Origin of the sequence: Nocardioides cremeus, assembly GCF_030518195.1 — a bacterium.
In the GTDB taxonomy this organism is placed as follows: domain Bacteria; phylum Actinomycetota; class Actinomycetes; order Propionibacteriales; family Nocardioidaceae; genus Nocardioides; species Nocardioides cremeus.
The window spans coordinates 121,631-138,443 of sequence record NZ_JAULSC010000005.1 but is presented as its reverse complement, the minus strand read 5'-3'; the positions used below and the strand labels follow the sequence as shown (position 1 = coordinate 138,443).

18 protein-coding genes are annotated in these 16,813 nt (G+C 72.2%); 9 read left to right on the top strand and 9 right to left on the bottom strand.

Annotated features, from left to right (window positions below; genetic code table 11):
* The first annotated feature begins 7 nt into the window (after positions 1-7).
* Complete coding sequence (locus tag QWJ41_RS07635) at positions 8-472, top strand: hypothetical protein (RefSeq protein ID WP_302706997.1); 465 nt, start codon at positions 8-10, stop codon at positions 470-472.
* Here the strand turns inward: QWJ41_RS07635 and QWJ41_RS07630 are convergent.
* Positions 459-980: a DUF952 domain-containing protein gene (locus tag QWJ41_RS07630; protein ID WP_302706995.1), complete on the bottom strand. Its 522-nt coding sequence runs from the start codon at positions 978-980 to the stop codon at positions 459-461. The two genes, QWJ41_RS07635 and QWJ41_RS07630, sit on opposite strands and share 14 nt — an antisense overlap.
* Before the next feature lie 38 nt (positions 981-1,018).
* Positions 1,019-1,696: an endonuclease NucS gene (gene nucS, locus QWJ41_RS07625; RefSeq protein WP_302706993.1), complete on the bottom strand. Its 678-nt coding sequence runs from the start codon at positions 1,694-1,696 to the stop codon at positions 1,019-1,021.
* A 93-nt stretch (positions 1,697-1,789) separates the two neighbouring features.
* Between nucS and QWJ41_RS07620 the strand changes: the two genes are divergently transcribed.
* The 4 genes from QWJ41_RS07620 (at position 1,790) to QWJ41_RS07605 (ending at position 6,559) form a co-directional block, all read left to right on the top strand.
* Positions 1,790-3,343 (top strand): alanine/glycine:cation symporter family protein, encoded by a 1,554-nt coding sequence (locus QWJ41_RS07620; RefSeq protein WP_302706991.1) that lies wholly within the window; start codon positions 1,790-1,792, stop codon positions 3,341-3,343.
* 41 nt (positions 3,344-3,384) lie between these two features.
* Entirely contained in the window at positions 3,385-3,876 is a 492-nt protein-coding gene (locus tag QWJ41_RS07615) for a GNAT family N-acetyltransferase (protein ID WP_302706989.1), read from the top strand.
* 76 nt (positions 3,877-3,952) lie between these two features.
* Complete coding sequence (locus QWJ41_RS07610; RefSeq protein ID WP_302706988.1) at positions 3,953-5,770, top strand: 3-hydroxyacyl-CoA dehydrogenase family protein; 1,818 nt, start codon at positions 3,953-3,955, stop codon at positions 5,768-5,770.
* 39 nt (positions 5,771-5,809) lie between these two features.
* Entirely contained in the window at positions 5,810-6,559 is a 750-nt protein-coding gene (locus QWJ41_RS07605; RefSeq protein WP_302706986.1) for a hypothetical protein, read from the top strand.
* On the opposite strand, the gene QWJ41_RS07600 is transcribed toward QWJ41_RS07605, so the two are convergent.
* The 3 genes from QWJ41_RS07600 to QWJ41_RS07590 form a co-directional block, all read right to left on the bottom strand.
* The gene (locus QWJ41_RS07600; protein ID WP_302706985.1) at positions 6,556-6,915 is read right to left on the bottom strand and encodes a response regulator; all 360 of its coding nucleotides are present in this window, start codon (positions 6,913-6,915) and stop codon (positions 6,556-6,558) included. The two genes, QWJ41_RS07605 and QWJ41_RS07600, sit on opposite strands and share 4 nt — an antisense overlap.
* An 82-nt stretch (positions 6,916-6,997) precedes the next feature.
* Positions 6,998-8,917: a S8 family peptidase gene (locus tag QWJ41_RS07595; protein WP_302706983.1), complete on the bottom strand. Its 1,920-nt coding sequence runs from the start codon at positions 8,915-8,917 to the stop codon at positions 6,998-7,000.
* A gap of 80 nt (positions 8,918-8,997) precedes the next feature.
* Complete coding sequence (locus QWJ41_RS07590; RefSeq protein ID WP_302706981.1) at positions 8,998-9,537, bottom strand: CGNR zinc finger domain-containing protein; 540 nt, start codon at positions 9,535-9,537, stop codon at positions 8,998-9,000.
* A gap of 39 nt (positions 9,538-9,576) precedes the next feature.
* Here QWJ41_RS07590 and QWJ41_RS07585 point away from each other — a divergent pair, with 39 nt between their 5' ends.
* The 4 genes from QWJ41_RS07585 (at position 9,577) to QWJ41_RS07570 (ending at position 12,190) form a co-directional block, all read left to right on the top strand.
* A complete protein-coding gene (locus QWJ41_RS07585) occupies positions 9,577-10,548 on the top strand; it encodes an EamA family transporter (protein WP_302706979.1) in 972 nt (323 codons plus the stop codon).
* 197 nt (positions 10,549-10,745) lie between these two features.
* Positions 10,746-11,048 carry a S1 domain-containing protein gene (locus tag QWJ41_RS07580; RefSeq protein ID WP_302706977.1) on the top strand — a complete coding sequence of 101 codons (303 nt, stop codon included), beginning with the start codon at positions 10,746-10,748 and terminating at the stop codon, positions 11,046-11,048.
* A gap of 28 nt (positions 11,049-11,076) precedes the next feature.
* On the top strand, positions 11,077-11,478 hold the full coding sequence (locus QWJ41_RS07575) for a GNAT family N-acetyltransferase (RefSeq protein ID WP_302706975.1): 402 nt from the start codon (positions 11,077-11,079) through the stop codon (positions 11,476-11,478).
* A gap of 43 nt (positions 11,479-11,521) precedes the next feature.
* Positions 11,522-12,190, top strand: coding sequence for a DNA alkylation repair protein (locus QWJ41_RS07570; RefSeq protein ID WP_302706973.1), 669 nt, complete (start codon positions 11,522-11,524; stop codon positions 12,188-12,190).
* 54 nt (positions 12,191-12,244) lie between these two features.
* Here the strand turns inward: QWJ41_RS07570 and QWJ41_RS07565 are convergent, their stop codons facing one another.
* The 4 genes from QWJ41_RS07565 to mce form a co-directional block, all read right to left on the bottom strand.
* Entirely contained in the window at positions 12,245-13,420 is a 1,176-nt protein-coding gene (locus QWJ41_RS07565; protein ID WP_302706971.1) for an AI-2E family transporter, read from the bottom strand.
* Positions 13,417-14,649, bottom strand: a complete 1,233-nt coding sequence (locus QWJ41_RS07560; RefSeq protein WP_302706969.1) for a coiled-coil domain-containing protein — start codon at positions 14,647-14,649, stop codon at positions 13,417-13,419. Before QWJ41_RS07560 ends, QWJ41_RS07565 begins: the two co-directional genes overlap by 4 nt.
* 235 nt (positions 14,650-14,884) lie before the next feature.
* Entirely contained in the window at positions 14,885-16,222 is a 1,338-nt protein-coding gene (gene ccrA / locus QWJ41_RS07555) for a crotonyl-CoA carboxylase/reductase (protein WP_302706967.1), read from the bottom strand.
* 94 nt (positions 16,223-16,316) lie between these two features.
* Positions 16,317-16,781: a methylmalonyl-CoA epimerase gene (gene mce / locus QWJ41_RS07550; RefSeq protein WP_302706965.1), complete on the bottom strand. Its 465-nt coding sequence runs from the start codon at positions 16,779-16,781 to the stop codon at positions 16,317-16,319.
* Positions 16,782-16,813 lie beyond the last annotated feature (32 nt).

The window sequence follows — 16,813 nt, the reverse complement described above, 5'->3', positions numbered from 1 at the left end:
GCCACCAATGCAGAACAACCTCGGTCGTCTCGGCGGGCAGCTCGGAGTGCTGCTCACCCTGCTCGGCCTGCTGATCATCTTCTTCGGCTGGAACGGTGCCGCGAGCACCGACTACGTGCCGGCGCAGTTCCCCTACCTGATCTCCGGCGGCGTCGTCGGGATCGCGGTGGTGGTCGTGGGGGCCGCCATGATCCTGGTGCAGAACTTCCGCACCGACATGGCGCGCCTCGAGGCCGCCGTCGAACGGGTGGCGCTGGCCGTCGAGCGCCAGCACGCCGATGCGGGCGCCGCCGGCGCCGGCATCGACTCCTACGTCGTGGCGGGCAGCGAGTCCTACCACCGCGTCGAGTGCGCACTGCCCGAGGCGCGCGCGGAGGCCCACCTGGTGCCGCTGACCGACGTGGCCGGCAGCACGCTGCAGGCCTGCCGGGTCTGCCAGCCGCCGAGCTTCGGACGCCTCACCAACGCCTGACGGCGACCGCCGCCAGGGCGACGGCCAGGGCCGCGCCGAGCCCTGCCCCCACCAGCACGCCCCAGCCGCCCAGCGCCTCGTCGACGAGCAGCGCGCCGACGGCGGCCAGGACGACCACCAGCAGGCCGAGCATCGCGGCCCGCATCAGCTCGCGCAGGAACAGTGCGCTGAAGGAGGTCGCGCCGAGCGCGTCGTCGACCGGGACGGCGCGCAGCACCGCGGCCGGCTCGATCGGGCCGTAGACGTGGGGGTAGGTCTCGTCGCCGCCCGGCACCGCCGGCTCGAGGACGACGCGGCTGGCCAGGCGCTCGGTGTCGATCTCGAGCAGCACCAGCGGCTCGTCGGCGTCGGCGTAGTAGCGCGCGTGCACGCCACGCCACTGCTCGGCGCGGGCGGCATGGATGAAGCCCTCCTGCTCGAGCGTGCGCCCGCGCGTGGAGGTGGTGTAGGCGCCGCTCGCCAGCGCCGCGCTCCAGTCGGTCGCCGTGGCGATGTGGAAGATCAGCACGCGGCGACCCTACGGCCCCCGGGCCTCGGACGAGGGGCTCAGAAGAGGCGGGCCTCGGCGTCGTCCATGCCGCGCAGCGCGTCGTAGTCGACCACGGCGCAGGAGATGCCGCGGTCGGTGGCCAGCACCCGCGCCTGGGGCTTGATCGCCTGCGCGGCGAAGATGCCGCGCACCGGGGCCAGCAGCGGGTCGCGGTTGAGCAGCTCGAGGTAGCGGGTCAGCTGCTCGACGCCGTCGATCTCGCCGCGACGCTTGATCTCGACCGCGACCGAGCGCCCCTCGGCGTCGCGGCACATCAGGTCGACCGGGCCGATCGCGGTGGGGAACTCCCGGCGCACGAGCACGAGGCCCTCGCCGAGGGTGGCCGGGTGCTCGGCCAGCAGCTCCTGCAGGTGCTTCTCGACGCCGTCCTTGACCAGGCCCGGGTCGACGCCCAGCTCGTGGGAGGAGTCGCTGTGCACCTCCTCGAGCAGGATCCGCAGGCTGTCGCCGGTCTTGGTGGAGGTGACCACCCACTCGGCGGTGCCGTTCTCGTCGTGGCCCTCGGCCAGCGTGCACGGGGGAGACATCCAGTTCAGCGGCTTGTAGGAGCCGCCGTCGGAGTGCACCAGCACCGACCCGTCGGCCTTGATCATCAGCACCCGGGTCGCCATCGGAAGGTGCGCGGTGAGCCGACCGGCGTAGTCGACCTGGCAGCGGGCAACGACGAGTCTCACGGGGCCGGAATCTACCCCGCGACGAGATCTGGCCCGGGCCCGGGCGGTGTGGGTGATTGCGCTCACACCTCCGCTCCGGTTGAGTGTTCGGTCATGACGACCATGCTGATCCCGCTCGCGGCGGAGTCCGACGGTTTCCTGGGCGGGGTGGAAGAGGCGATCAACAACGCCTTCGAGCCCATCGCCACCGCCGTGACAGACGTGATCTTCTGGAACGTCCCCCTGGGGGACTACTCCTTCCCGCTGATCGTGTTCTGGCTGGTGGCCGCGGCCACCATCTTCACGATCTACTTCAAGGGCATCCAGTTCACCTCGCTGGGCACCGCCAAGGACCTGGTGATGGGCAAGTACTCCCGGGCCAGCGACCCCGGCGAGGTCACCCACTTCGCGGCCCTGTCCTCCGCCGTCTCGGGCACCGTGGGGCTGGGGAACATCGCCGGCGTCGCGGTCGCGGTCACCGTCGGTGGTCCGGGTGCGACGTTCTGGATGATCCTGGCCGGCCTGCTCGGCATGTGCACCAAGTTCGTCGAGTGCACCCTCGGTGTGCGCTACCGCGAGGTGCACGAGGACGGCACCGTCACCGGCGGCCCCTTCAAGTACCTGCCGGTGGCCTTCGAGCGCTTCGGCGAGACCGCCAGCAAGATCGGCGTCAGCATCTTCGCTGTCGCGCTGATCCTCTTCGGCGCCCTGGGCGGCAACGCCTTCCAGTCCAACCAGACCTACGCGCAGGCCGTCGAGATCACCGGTGGCGAGGACGGCTGGCTGGCCTCCGACGGCGCCGCCCTGATCTTCGGCATCGTCCTGGCCTCGCTGGTCGGCCTGGTCATCCTCGGTGGCGTCCGCTCCATCGCCCGGGTCACCTCCAAGCTGGTGCCGCTGATGGGCATCCTCTACATCGGCGCCTGCCTGCTGGTGATCTTCGGCAACGTCACCCAGATCCCCGACGCGGTGGGCACGATCATCACCAGCGCCTTCAACCCCGAGGGTGTCACCGGCGGCGCGCTCGGTGTGCTGATCGTGGGCTTCCAGCGCGCGGCCTTCTCCAACGAGGCCGGTGTCGGTTCGGCGCCGATCGTGCACTCGGCGGTCAAGACGAGGCACCCGGTCTCCGAGGGCTTCGTGGCGATGCTCGAGCCCTTCATCGACACCGTGGTCGTCTGCACGGCGACCGCGCTGACCATCGTCATCGCCGACGTGCCGCTCTACAACGACCTGCTCGACCGGGCCGCCGCGGGCGAGTCGGTCACCAGCGACACCGGCGTGGTGCTGACCTCGCGCTCCTTCGACTCCTTCCTGCCCGGCTTCGACAACGTGCTGGCCGTCGCCGTGGCGCTCTTCGCCTTCTCGACGCTGATCACCTGGAGCTACTACACGCTCAAGGCCTGGACCACGCTCGTGGGCCGCAGCAAGGGCAAGGAGAACGCCTTCAAGCTCATCTTCTGCATCTTCACCGCGCTGGGTGCGGTCGTGAACCTGGGCTCGGTGCTCAGCTTCGCCGACGGCATGCTCTTCGTCTGCGCGATCTTCAACCTGCTCGGCTGCTACCTGCTGCTGCCGAAGGTCAAGGAGGAGGTCCACAAGTGGCGCGAGGGGCGTCGTACCGGTGAGATCACCGAGGTGCCCCGCGACGAGCGAGCGACCACCTGAGCAGCTCGCAGCCGGTCGTCCGCGCCGCCCGCCCCTCCGACGTGCGCCACCTGGCGTCGGTCGAGGAGGCGGGCGGTGCGTTGTTCCGTGAGCACCTCGCCCACCTGCCGCCCGCCCTGATCGGCGCGGCCCCGAGCGGCGGGCAGCGCGCCGACCGGCCCGGACACCTGCTGGTGGCGGTCGCGGACGGCGAGGTGGTCGGCTTCGCCCACGTCGTGCTGCTCGACGACGGTCACGCGACGAGGGCGCACCTCGATCAGGTCTCGGTGCTCCCGCAGCACGGACGCCGCGGCACCGGCGCCCGGTTGGTGCGAGCCGCGGCGGAGGAGGCGCGGTGGGACGGGTTCGGCGAGCTGAGCCTGTGCACCTACCGCGACCTGCCCTGGAACGGGCCGTTCTACGCCGGGCTGGGCTTCGAGGTGGTCGAGCCCACCGGGGTCCTGGCCGAGCTGCGCGAGCGGGAGCGGGCGATGGGCCTCGACGAGGCGGGGGAGCGGGTCGTGATGCGGCTGGAGCTGCAGCGCCCCCGGTGAGTGTGTCCGGCATCACGTTACTCGCGAGTGAACTACGCCACGGTGCGCAGGCGCGCTGCGTGCCATGATGCGGCCCATGACGACCTCCCCTGAGACCGCCGCCACACCCGCCGCCTCCCGCGACTTCACCACCATCGGGGTCGTCGGCCTCGGCACGATGGGGGCCGGCATCGCCGAGGTCTTCGCCCGCCACGGCTTCGACGTCGTCGGCGTCGAGCTCGACGACGAGGGCGCGGCCCGCGGTCGCCGTCACCTCGAGGCCTCGACCGGACGAGCGGTCGCGCGCGGCAAGCTCACCGAGGAGGAGGCCGCCGAGCTGGTCGGGCGGATCCGCACCACCACCTCGCTCACCGACCTGGCCGGCGCCGACCTGGTCATCGAGGCGGTCGTCGAGTCGGTCGCGACCAAGCAGCAGATCTTCCGCGAGCTCGACTCGATCGTCGAGGCGAGCACGATCCTGGCGACCAACACCTCGTCGCTGTCGGTGACCGAGCTGTCGACGGCCACCTCGCACCCCGGCCGCGTCGTCGGCATCCACTTCTTCAACCCGGCCCCGGTGCAGCGCCTGGTCGAGGTGGTGCGCACCGTCGTCACCGACCCGACCGTGCTCGCCGACGTGCAGGCCGTGCTGGCCCGCCTGGGCAAGAGCCCGGTGGTCTGCGGCGACAAGGCGGGCTTCATCGCCAACACGCTGCTCTTCGGCTACCTCAACCACGCCGCGGCGATGTTCGAGGGCAAGTACGCCTCCCGCGAGGACATCGACGCCGCGATGCGCTTCGGCTGCGGCTACCCGATGGGTCCGCTGGCGCTGCTCGACCTGATCGGTCTCGACACGGCGTACGAGATCCTGGAGACGATGTACCGCCAGGGGCGCGACCGCCTGCACGCGCCCACCCCGATCCTCAAGCAGATGGTCACCGCGGGCCTGCTGGGTCGCAAGACCGGGCGCGGCTTCTACACCTACGAGGCGCCCGACAGCCCCACCGTGGTGCCCGACGCGGCGACCCCGTCGGCCGACGACGCGGCGCAGCTCAAGCACGACATCCGCACCGTCGGCGTCGTCGGCACCGGCACCATGGCCGCCGGCATCGTCGAGGTCTTCGCCAAGTCCGGCCACGACGTGGTGTGCGTGGGTCGCGCCGAGGCGAAGGTGGAGGGCGTGCGCGCCGCCATCACCAAGAACTTCGACAAGCAGATCCAGCGCGGCCGGGCCACCGAGGAGCAGAAGAGCGAGGTGCTGGCCCGGGTCAGCGGCAGCACCAGCCTCGACGACCTGGCCCAGGTCGACCTGGTGGTCGAGGCGATCGCCGAGGACCTGGCGATCAAGACCACCCTCTTCGAGAACCTCGACGAGATCTGCCGCCCCGGCGCGATCCTGGCCACGACCACCTCCTCGCTGCCGATCATCGAGATGGCCCGGGTGACCAAGCGGCCCCAGGACGTCATCGGCATGCACTTCTTCAACCCGGCCACGATCATGAGGCTGGTCGAGGTGGTCTCGACCGTCGCCACCGACGACGACGTCGCGGAGACCACGCGGGCGCTGTGCGCCAAGATCGGCAAGGTCGCGGTCTCCTGCGCCGACCGGGCGGGCTTCATCGTCAACGCGCTGCTCTTCCCCTACCTCAACGACGCGGTGAAGATGCTCGAGGCGCACTACGCGACGGCCGACGACATCGACACCGCGATGAAGCAGGGCTGCGCCCTGCCGATGGGCCCCTTCGAGCTGCTCGACGTGGTCGGCAACGACGTGTCGCTGGCCATCCAGCGCGAGCTCTACCTGGAGTTCCGCGAGCCGGGCTTCGCTCCCGCCCCGCTGCTGGAGCACCTGGTCACGGCCGGCTACCTGGGCCGCAAGACCAAGCGCGGCTTCCGCGACTACAGCACCCGCTGAGGCCCGCCCGCGCGCGGCGCGGGTCCGTAGGATGGCGGCATGCAAGACCTGCTGACCGTCCTGCTGGCCCTCGCCGCGGGCGGCGGCCTGCTCCTGTGGGTGACCCAGGCGAGCCGGCGCCGGGCCGAGGAGGCCCGGCAGGCCGAGCTCGCCCCGGTGCGCCAGCTGGTCTTCGAGGACGTCACCGCGCTGGGCACCGAGCTGCAGGACCTCGACGCCGAGATGCTGGGGCACACGCTGGACGCCGGGGCCAACGCCGACTACCAGCGTGCGCTCGACGCCTACGAGGCCGCCAAGGCGGCCGGCGAGGCCATCACCAGCCCCAGCGAGGTCGAGGACGTCACGAGGATCATCGAGGACGGGCGCTACGCGGTGGCCTGCGTGCAGGCGCGCGTGCACGGGGAGCCGCTGCCGACGCGGCGTCCGCCGTGCTTCTTCGACCCGCGCCACGGCCTGTCCACCGCCGACGTGCCGTTCACCCCGTCCGGGGGTGCCCGCCGCGAGGTGCCCGCCTGCGCCCTCGACGCCGAGCGGGTGCTGGCGGGGGCCGAGCCCGACTCGCGCCAGGTGATGGTGGGCACCCGCCGGGTGCCGTACTGGCAGGGCGGTCGGGCCTACCAGCCCTATGCGCAGGGCTACTACGGCGGCTTCACGCCGATGGATTGGATGTTCGCCGGGCTGCTCTTCAGCGGGATGGGCGGCTTCGACGCCCTGGGCGGGATCGGCGAGGGTCTCGGCGAGGGGCTGGGCGGGATCGGCGAGGGCTTCGGCGACCTGTTCGACTTCTAGGCCGGCTGCGCGAGGCCGTCCACGGCGCCCAGCAGCGCGGAGGTGCTGAACGGCTTGCCGAGCACCTGGTCGATGCCGGCGGCCCTGGCCGTGGCGTGATCGGGCAGGGCGGTGACCATCAGCAGCGGCAGGTCGTGGCGCTGCAGGTCGCCGCGGATGGCCGCGCACAGGCCGAGGCCGTCGAGACGGGGCATGTTCCAGTCGAGCACCACGACGTCGTACTCGCTGTCGGCCAGGAGCGCGAGCGCCTCCAGACCGTCACCGGCGGTGTCGACGTCGTGGCCGCCCTGGCGCGAGAGCACCAGCTGCATCAGCATCGACAGGTCCGGGTCGTCGTCGACGACGAGCACGCGCATCCGGGTCCTCCTTCTCGTTCGGGGCCAGTCTGGCACCCAGGGGGTCCGGATGGCGTGGTTCGTCGCCGACGACGAGCGGGCCTCAGCGGCGCGCGCGCAGCTGGGCGACCTGCAGGAACACCACGCGGCCGTTGAGCGAGTCGCTGTCGATGGTGTCGGGGTCGGAGACCGAGTAGTCGCCGGTGACCTCGACCGTGTAGCGGCCCGGCGCCAGGCCCTCGACGAGCGCGGACGCGCTGCCGGTGCTGTAGCCGATCTCGGTCGTGGTCTGGGCGACCTGCTCGCCATCGGCGTCGCGGACGGTCGCGGTGTAGAGGGCGAGGTTCGCGGCCGTGCCCGGGGTCGGGTAGACGAGCGCGATCTTCAGGGCGTCGGTGCGCCTGCCCACCCGGACCTCGCGGGTGGCGGCGTAGGAGCCGCCGAGCGCGACCACCGGGGCGTCGTCCTGCCACACGTCGCTGCGGCGCACGGTCCAGGCGTCCTCGCGGGCCAGGCGACGGTCGGCGGCACGCAGCCGCTTGCCGATGGCGCGCGAGAGGCGCTTGCCCTTCTTGCCCTTGACCAGGCGCACGGCCTTGTCGAGGTTCACGTGGCCGTAGCCCACCTGGTAGGAGAGGACGGTGCCGTCGTCGCCGCTCACGCGGGTCGCGGTGGCCTTGAGTGCGTCCTGGACCTGGCGCGGGCTCAGGCGCGGGTTGGCCTGCACGAGCACCGCGGCGACCCCGGCGATGTGGGGCGAGGACATCGAGGTGCCCGAGGCGGAGGCGTTGCCGCCCTGCGGGCACGGGCCGATGACGCTGCCGGTGCTGTCGCACGAGGAGGAGATCTGCACGCCCGGGGCGGTCATGTCGGGGGAGGTGGAGCCGAAGCGGTCGCCGCGGACCACGGTGTGGCCGTCCTCGCCGATCGGCACCGCACGCAGGTTGTCGTGCTCGAGGCCGTTGGAGGAGAAGCCGCCGCGCTTGCGGTCGAGGTCGCTGGCCGCCACCGAGATCACCCAGGGCGCCTGGTTGAAGGGGGAGACGCTGGCCTCGGCGTCGTCGCTGCCGGAGTTGCCGGCCGAGAAGACGACGACGGCACCGCGCTCGGTGACGGCCTTGGTGGCCACGTTGACCGGGTCGGCCGGGTCGTACTGGCGGAAGCTGTTGCCCCAGGAGTTGTTGATGACGTCGATGTCGAACATGTCGTCGTCGGCCAGCATGTGGTCGTAGGCGGTGACCACGGCGGTGGTGGTGATGACCGCGCCGATGGCGAAGCAGGCGAGCTCGGCGTCGGGGGCGACGCCGATGTGCTCGGGGCCCGAGGTGCCGTCGGCGGCGACGATGCCGGCGACGTGGGTGCCGTGGCCGCTGCCGAGGTCGGTGTTGTCGTACGGCGAGCCGGTGGTCGGCACGACCAGCATCGGGTCGGTGCCGGCGTTGGCGTACTCGGGGCTGACCAGGATGGTGTTGTAGGCCATCCGCTGGGCCAGGTCGGGGTGGGTGCCGTCGCAGCCGGAGTCGACGATGCCGACGGTGACGCCCTTGCCGGTCAGGCCCTGGCGGCGCAGGGCGGCCGCGGCCTTCGGGCTGGAGGAGGTCACGTCGCTCGAGGCGGTGTCGTGGTAGCTGAGCTGCTCGTCGGGGTAGACGTCGAGGCCGATGCCGTCGACGACGGCGGCCAGCAGCGCGCTGCGGGGGCCGGCGACCAGGGCCAGCGGCAGCGCTTCCATCGGCTGCACGACCAGGCCGAGGGCGCGCAGGGCGGCGACCTGGCCGGAGGTGGGGACGGCGTCGAAGGTGACGATCGCCCGCTCGGGGCCGGACGCCGACGGGACGGCGCTCGTGAGGCGGGCCAGGCCGGGGCGGGTGGCGACCAGGCGCTCGAGGGCGCGGTCGGCGGCAGCGGCGTACGCGGTGGTGCTGGCGGGGCCCTCGGCCGCGGCGCCGGTGGGGCCGAGGACGGAGAGCGAGAGGACCGCTGCGCTGGTGAGCGCGAGCAGGCGGTGGCGCGGGGGCGTCATGGAGGAGCCTTTCGGTGGGGACTGCCCCTCCAACGCGGGCACGAGGTGTCGGTTACGCCGTGCCCGTCATGCCGTGCTGGTCATGCCGTGTCGCTCTGGCGTGCCCGGTAGGCGGCCACGGCGTTGCGGTTGCCGCACGTGGTCGAGCAGAAGCGCCGCGAGCGGTTGCGCGACAGGTCCAGGACGATGCCGTCGCAGTCGTCGTCGGCGCACACGCCGAGCCGCGACATCTCGTCGGTGCGGATCACGTCGATCATCGCCATCGCCGTCTCGACGGTGATGCGGGTGACGAGGGCGGCGTCGGCGGCGATGGCGTGGACGTGCCAGTCGTAGCCTTCGTGGCGCACCAGGCGGGGCACCGCTCCGGCGTCGGCCAGCATGGTGTTGACCAGCTCGACGGCGTCGTCACGCTCGGCCAGCATGAGCTCGCGCAGGACCGTGCGCAGCCCGCGCACCTCGTCGAGCTCGTCGACGGTCTGCTCGTGGCGCCCGCTGTACTGGTGGGTGCTGAAGAACTCGTCGAGCTCCTCGACGGTCGTCAACGTGTCCGGTTCCAGGGCGGTGTTGACCAGGGTCACGGCGGCCTGGAGGGACATCTCGGTGTCATGAGCGAAAACCACGTTGACACGTTACCAAAGCACGCTCTAGCGTCATGACCCATGACGACGTTGACCCATGACGCCCCGGTGCCCGCCGCCGCGACGTCCCGCCTGGGCGCCGGCCTGGCCTTCGCCCTGGTCTCGGCCCTCTCCTTCGGGCTCTCCGGCGCCCTGGCCCGGGGCCTGCTCGACACCGGGTGGAGCCCGGGCGCGACCGTGCTGATCAGGGTCGCCATCGCCGCGGTGGTCGTGCTGCCGCTCGGGCTGGTCTCGCTGCGGGGCCGGTGGGACCTGCTGCGGCGCAACACCGGGCTGGTGGTGACGTACGGCGTGCTGGCGGTGGCCGGCGCGCAGTTCTGCTACTTCTCGGCCGTGCAGTACATGCAGGTCGGACCGGCGCTCCTGATCGAGTACACCGCTCCGGCGGCGGTGGTCGTCTGGCTGTGGCTGCGCCACGGCCAGCGGCCCAGCGCCGTCACCCTGCTCGGCGCCGCGCTGGCCGCCGCGGGCCTGGTGCTGGTCCTCGACGTGGTCTCCGGCGCCGACATCAGCCTGCCCGGCGTTGCCTGGGGCCTGGGCGCCATGGTGGGCGCGGCCACGTACTTCGTGATCTCCGCCGACGAGGACAACGGACTGCCGCCCTTCGCGCTGGCCGCGGGCGGGCTGGTGGTCGGAGCCCTGGTGCTGGCCACGCTGGGTCTGGTCGGGCTGATGCCGATGACGGCCGGCACGGCGCCGGCGACGTACGCCGTCGGCGAGGTCCCCTGGTGGGTGCCGGTGCTGCTGCTGGGCCTGGTCACCGCGGGGCTGTCCTACACGACCGGGATCGCGGCCGGACGGCGCCTCGGCTCGCGCCTGGCCTCCTTCGTCGCGCTGACCGAGGTGCTGGCCGCCGTGGTCTTCGCGTGGGTGCTGCTCGACGAGCTGCCGCGCCTGGTCCAGCTGCTCGGGGGCGTGCTGGTGCTCGCGGGCGTGGTCGTGGTCAAGCTGGGGGAGTCGCGCGTGGTGCGCACCGAGCCCGTCGTCACCTGAGCCTCCCGGGCGGTCCGTCCGGGCCGGCTCTCTCGATTCGTCGATCGTTCGATCAACGGGCTGGGTCGTTGGTCGAACGATCGACGAACTCGCGGACGCCTCTGTGCCGAGCAGGCGCCGACCGCTTGCTGCGCGGGTCGGCCTCTGCCAGGGTTCCAGGACCGAGAGCGAGGGACCGGATGAGTACACGAGGACGCGTGCGCGTCTGGGACGAAGGCGAAGGGTGGGGAGTCATCGACTCCGAGGCCACCCCGGGCGGTTGCTGGACCCACTACTCGAGTGTCGCCGTGGCCGGCTACAAGGTGCTGCAGGCGGGGGCGGAGGTCCGGTTCACCTTCGAGTCACCCGGCCAGGACGGCTTCTCGTTCCGGACCGTCGAGGCGTGGCCCGCCGACCAGGAGCCGGTGCGTGAGGGCCAGGAGTACACCGGGACGCTGGGCGCGAGCTGCGTCCTGACCCTCACCTTCGACGGCGACACGGACGCCGTCACCGGACCCTGAGGTCGGGGTCGGGCATAGCCTGCCTGCCATGGCGACCGCCGACATCCGCCCCTACCGCGACCAGGACGACCGCGACGCCCGGGCCATCGCCCGGCTCTCCACCACCGTGCAGTGGCCGTCGCTGACCGACGCCGAGGTCGTGCACCGGGTCTGCACGGCGCCGGGCGCGGCGGCGTACGTCGCCGACGTCGACGGCGAGCTGGTCGGCTGGGCGCAGGCCATGGGTGACGGGGTGCTGCAGTCGCACCTCGGCTTCGTGGCCGTGCACCCCGACCACCGCGGCCGGGGCATCGCGCGGTTGCTGGTGGTGGCGACCTTCCAGGCCACCGGGACGCTGCGGATGGACCTGGTCACCGACACCGCCTCGGGTCTCTACGAGTCCTTCAGCCACACCCGGATGCAGGGCTACCGGATCTACCCCGGTGCCTGAGAGCCTGTCGAGCCCGAGGACGACGAGGTCGAGGAGGTCGAGGGTGGCACCTGTGACGACGGCGGCCGAGCTGCTGGCCCTGCTGGAGGGACAGGCCTCGGTCGAGGGGGCGGCAGCGACCCGCAGGCGGGTCCCCGAGCCCGTGCCTGTGCTGGGCGTGCGGATGGGGACCCTCTTCGACATCGCCAAGCGCGCGAGCACCCTGCCACCAGCCGAGATCGACCTGCTCGCCGCCGAGGACTGCTACGAAGCCCGGCTCGCGGCGTTCTGCCTCCTTGACTTCCGGGCCCGCCGCACCCCGGGCGAGCCGTGGCTGCTCGAGTCCTACCTGCGCCACCACGACCGCATCATCACGTGGGACATGGTCGACCGCGCCGCGCCCTGGGTCGTCGGCGCCACGGTCTCGTCCGGTCCGTACGACGTGCTGCACGACCTGGCACGGTCCGCCGACCCGTTGCGGCGTCGTACGGCGATCACCGCGCCGTTGTGGTTCGTGCGGCGCGGGACGGACGCCGACCTCGCCGAGGGGTTCACCGTCGCCGCTGGCCTGTGCGACGACCCCGAACCGGTCGTCACCAACGCGGTGGGCATCTACCTGGGGCACGCGGGCGATCGGGACCCCGGTGCTCTGGACGCGCTCCTGGCCGCGCACGAGCCCTCGATGCCGCGCCGCTCCTACCGCCTCGCCATCCGGAAGAGGCGGGCCGGCTGAGGACGCCGACCAGGAACTGGCGCCGGCTCGCGAGGAACTCGTGCCGGCTCGCGGCTACGCGGTGTCCTGGCGGCGGACGACGACCTCGCGCACCAGCATCAGGATCGCCGCGGCCGTCGGGATGGCCAGCAGCGCGCCCACGACGCCCAGCAGGGCCGCGCCCACCAGCGCCGCGATCACGATGACCGCGCCGGGCAGGTCGACCGAGCGCGACATCACGCGCGGGTAGATCACGTAGTTCTCCACCTGCTGGTAGACCACGTAGAAGATCAGGCACGCGAGCCCGATGGTCGGGTCGGTGGCGAAGCCGATGGCGGTCACGATCACCGCGCCGATGGTCGCGCCGATCATCGGGATCACGTCGAGCAGCGCCACCACGAAGGCCAGCGCGACGGCGTACTCGCCCAGCCCGACGATGAACAGGAAGACCAGCGAGGACAGCCCGGCGGCCAGGGCCACCACGAAGGCGCCCGAGACGTAGCCGCCAACCCCGGCCAGCACCCGGTCGCCCAGCTTGGCGACGCGGTCGCGGCGCGAGGCCGGGGCGAGCTGGTAGAGGGCGGCCTTGGTGGAGTTCATCGAGGCCAGGAAGTAGAGCGTCAGCACCACGATGATGAACGCGTTGAACAGCGCCCCGAGCACCGCGAGCCCGATGCCCAGCGCCCCACCGAAGAGGGTGCCGACGAAGTCGCCGCCGCTGAGGTAGTCGCGGGCCTTGTCGAGGACCTGGTACTCCTCGTTGAGCTGCTGGACCCGCTCGTTGCGCTGCAGCTGGTCGAACCAGCCGGGGGCGCTCTCGGTGATGGCGGCCACCTGGTCGGTGATCACCGGCACGATGGCCACGGTGAAGAGCCCGACCGCGACCAGGAACGCCACGATGACGGTGAGCACCGCCAAGGAGCGCCGCATGCCGCGGCGCGCCAATGCCTCCACCGCCGGGTGCAGGCCCGCGGCCAGGAACAGCGAGACCACGACGAGCAGCAGCGTGCTGCTGATCGAGAGCAGCGTCGTGCCCAGCCACCACGCGGTCAGCGCACCGAGGCCGCCGAAGAAGCCCAGGTAGAACGGCGCGCGCCGGTCGAGCGGGGGTCCGGGGGTGCCCAGCTCCTCACGGTCGCCCGGCTTGGTCCCGGAGTCCGCGGCTGCCCCGTCGGGCGCGTCGGTCTCGGTGGCCTCGTCGGCGGGGGGGCCCGGCTCGTCGGCGACGTCCTCGGCGCGCGTCCCGCTCACGAGGCGGGGCCGTCTGCCTTGGTCTCCTCGTCGTCGCCGAAGGCGTTGACCAGGTCGGCCAGCGAGGCCAGCTGGGCGGTGATGCCGTCGCGGCGCTTGCGCAGCCGCTCGACCTCGGCCCGGACCTTCGCCAGCTCGCGCTCGGCCTCGGCGGTGCTGGTCGAGCTGATCGACTCCGACTGGGTGCGCGCCGAGACGACGATCTGCTCGGCCTCGCGGCGCGCGCGGCCCAGCAGGGCCTCGGCCTCCTTGGTGACCTGCTCGCGGTGCTGGGTGGCCCGGGCGGTGGCCTGCGCCGCCCGCTCCTCGGCCGCGCTCGCGCGCTGCTCGGCCTCGGTGACCAGGCGCTGGGTCTCGCTCATCGCGGTGGTGTGGTGGTCGCTGGCCTCCCGGGCCAGGCGCTCCTTCTCCACCGCCAACGTGCGCCGGGCCTCCTGGACCTCGCGGTCGGCGGCCGCGCGGGCCTGCTCGACCGCGCGCTGGGCCGAGGTGCGCATCTCGGTCGACTCCTGCTCGGCGGCCAGGCGCAGCTGGTCGGACTCGCGGCGCGCGGCGGCCAGCACGTCGGCGGCCTCGCTGCGCGCCAGGCTCAGCTCCTGCTCGGCGTCGGCGAGGACGCGGGTGCGGTGCTCCTCGAGCTCCTTGAGCTGCACCATCCGCATGTCCTCGGCCTCGCGGGAGGCGTCGGCGCGGATCGCCTGGGCGTCGCGGGTGGCCTGGCCCCGGATCTCCTCGGCGTCGCGCTCGGCGGTGTCGCGGATCTCGGCGGCCTCCTCCTCGGCCAGGCGCAGCATCGAGCTGGCCCGCCCGCCCAGCCCGGCGTACGACGGCCGCTCGCTCTCGGCGAGCTCCTCGCGCGCGGCGGCGACCTCGCGCTGCAGCTCGGCCACCCGGCGCTCGGACTCGGCGAGCGCGCCGGAGAGCCCGCTCTTCTCGCCGAGCAGCTGGCGCACCTTGGTGTCGACCGCGGAGGCGTCGTACCCGCCGCGTCGCACGGTGGGGAAGGTCGGCGTCTCGGCGCGGCCGCCGGCAGCTGCGCCGGCGGTGCCGGCGGTGGGCTTCGGGGCCGGCGCGCCGCGCTGGGCGCCGGAGCCGGCCTGGGGCGCCGTCTTGGCGCCCGCCGGGGCGGCGGGGCCGCTGCCGACGGTGGGGATCACCTGGGTCTTGTCGCCGTCGCCTGCGGGGCGCTCCGGCTCGTCGTCGAAGATGGACAGGCCCTGGTCGCTCATCGAGAAAAACCCTTCTTGCCGCACTGGGGGGAGGAACTGGTGTCGCGCGCCCGAGTCGGCGTGCTCCCGGTGCTCATCTTGGCCGATCCCACCCCCGGAGCACACCTCGCCACCCCCGCTTCCGCCTGAGACTTCGCTGTGAGTGCACGGGGGCGGCCCCGGGGTTCACGCCACCGTGACGCAGCGACCCGCCTGCAGGGCCTGCAGGCGGGTCGCTGGGCGGTGGGGGAGGGGGTCAGACCCCGCGGAAGCGGTTGATCGCGTCGAGGTGCTTCTCGCGCATCTCGTGGTCGCGCACGCCCAGGCCCTCCTCGGGCGAGAGGCACAGCACGCCGACCTTGCCCTGGTGCAGGTTGTGGTGCACGTCGAGGGAGGCCTGGCCGACCTCGTCCATCGTGTAGGTGCGCGACAGGGTCGGGTGGATCATCCCCTTGGCCACCAGGCGGTTGGCCTCCCACGATTCGCGGTAGTTGGCGAAGTGGCTGGAGACGATCCGCTTGAGGTTCATCCACAGGTAGCGGTTGTCGTACTCGTGCATGTAGCCCGAGGTGGACGCGCAGGTGGTGATGGTGCCGCCCTTGCGGGTGACGTAGACCGAGGCGCCGAAGGTCTCGCGGCCGGGGTGCTCGAAGACGATGTCGATGTCCTCGCCGCCGGTGAGCTCACGGATCTTGGCGCCGAAGCGCTTCCACTCCTGGGGGTCCTGGGTGTGCTCGTCCTTCCAGAACTTGTAGCCCTCCTCGGAGCGGTTGATGATCAGCTCGGCGCCCATCGAGCGGGCGATGTTGGCCTTCTCCTCGTTGGAGACCACGCAGATCGGCACGGCGCCGCCGTTGAGGGCGTACTGGGTGGCGAAGCCGCCGAGACCGCCGGAGGCGCCCCAGATCAGCACGTTGTCGCCCTGCTTCATCTGCCCGGCGTTGCGGGAGACCAGCTGGCGGTAGGCGGTGGAGTTGACCAGGCCCGGCGAGGCGGCCTCCTCCCAGGTGAGGTGGGCGGGCTTGGGCATCAGCTGGTTGGACTTGACCAGCGCGATGTGGGCCAGGCCACCGAAGTTGGTCTCGAAGCCCCAGATCCGCTGCTGCGGGTCCATCATCGAGTCGTCGTGGCCCTCGGCGTCCTCGAGCTCGACCGAGAGGCAGTGCGCCACGACCTCGGTGCCGGGCTTCCACTTGGTCACGCCGGGGCCGGTCTGCAGCACCACGCCGGCCAGGTCGGAGCCGACCACGTGGTAGGGCAGGTCGTGGCGCTTGGTCAGCTCGGAGAGGCGGCCGTAGCGCTTGAGGAAGCCGAAGGTGGAGACGGGCTCGAAGATCGAGGTCCACACGGTGTTGTAGTTGATCGCCGAGGCCATCACCGCGACGTACGCCTCGCCCGGGCCGAGCTCGGGCAGCGCGACGTCCTCGACGTGCAGCGACTTGCGGGGGTCCTTGTCGCGGGTGGCGACGCCCTCGAACATGTCGACCTCGTCCTCGTGCACCGTCACGGCGCGGTAGGACTCGGGCAGGTCGAGGTTCGCGAAGTCGTCGGGGGCGGTGTCGCCCGCCATGATCGCGTCGAGGATGTGCTGCACGTGGGCTCCTGTGGGTTGGGCGGGGCTCTGCCGGGTGTTGGTCGCGAAGATTACTGCTGGGTAACCACGGGGTCGACCCCGTGTGACCCACGGCTCAGTGCGAGGCGGGCTCGACGATCTCGACGAGGATCCCGCCGGCGTCCTTGGGGTGCACGAAGTTGATCCGGCTCTCGGAGGTGCCGCGACGCGGCTCGTCGTAGAGCATCCGCAGGCCGCGCTCGCGCAGCAGCGCGCTGACGGCCTCGACGTCGGTGACGCGGTAGGCGACCTGCTGGCAGCCGGGGCCGTTGCGGTCGATGAACTTGGCGATCGTCGACTCGGGCGATAGCGGGGCGAGCAGCTGCACGTGCGAGGTCGAGTCGCCCACGGCCATCATCGCCTCGCGCACGCCCTGCTCCTCGTTGACCTCCTCGTGGGCCAGCCGCATGCCGAAGGTGTCGCGGTAGAACGCGATCGCCTCGTCGAGGTCGGGCACGGCCATGCCGACGTGGTCGATGGCGGTGAACAGGTGGCCGGGCACGCCCAGGGGGCCGGGCGCGTGGTCAGCGGAGGAGGTCATGGCGAGCATGGTCGTACGCCGGGGCGCCCCAC

Bases quoted from the DNA above. Each gene is read 5' to 3' on its own strand.
- QWJ41_RS07620 (WP_302706991.1), top strand. From the start codon at position 1,790: ATGACGACCATGCTGATCCCGCTCGCGGCGGAGTCCGACGGTTTCCTG.
- QWJ41_RS07605 (WP_302706986.1), top strand. From the start codon at position 5,810: ATGCAAGACCTGCTGACCGTCCTGCTGGCCCTCGCCGCGGGCGGCGGC.
- QWJ41_RS07575 (WP_302706975.1), top strand. From the start codon at position 11,077: ATGGCGACCGCCGACATCCGCCCCTACCGCGACCAGGACGACCGCGAC.
- QWJ41_RS07635 (WP_302706997.1), top strand. From the start codon at position 8: ATGCAGAACAACCTCGGTCGTCTCGGCGGGCAGCTCGGAGTGCTGCTC.
- QWJ41_RS07585 (WP_302706979.1), top strand. From the start codon at position 9,577: ATGACGACGTTGACCCATGACGCCCCGGTGCCCGCCGCCGCGACGTCC.
- mce (WP_302706965.1), bottom strand. From the start codon at position 16,781: ATGACCTCCTCCGCTGACCACGCGCCCGGCCCCCTGGGCGTGCCCGGC.
- QWJ41_RS07600 (WP_302706985.1), bottom strand. From the start codon at position 6,915: ATGCGCGTGCTCGTCGTCGACGACGACCCGGACCTGTCGATGCTGATG.
- QWJ41_RS07595 (WP_302706983.1), bottom strand. From the start codon at position 8,917: ATGACGCCCCCGCGCCACCGCCTGCTCGCGCTCACCAGCGCAGCGGTC.
- QWJ41_RS07560 (WP_302706969.1), bottom strand. From the start codon at position 14,649: ATGAGCGACCAGGGCCTGTCCATCTTCGACGACGAGCCGGAGCGCCCC.
- QWJ41_RS07610 (WP_302706988.1), top strand. From the start codon at position 3,953: ATGACGACCTCCCCTGAGACCGCCGCCACACCCGCCGCCTCCCGCGAC.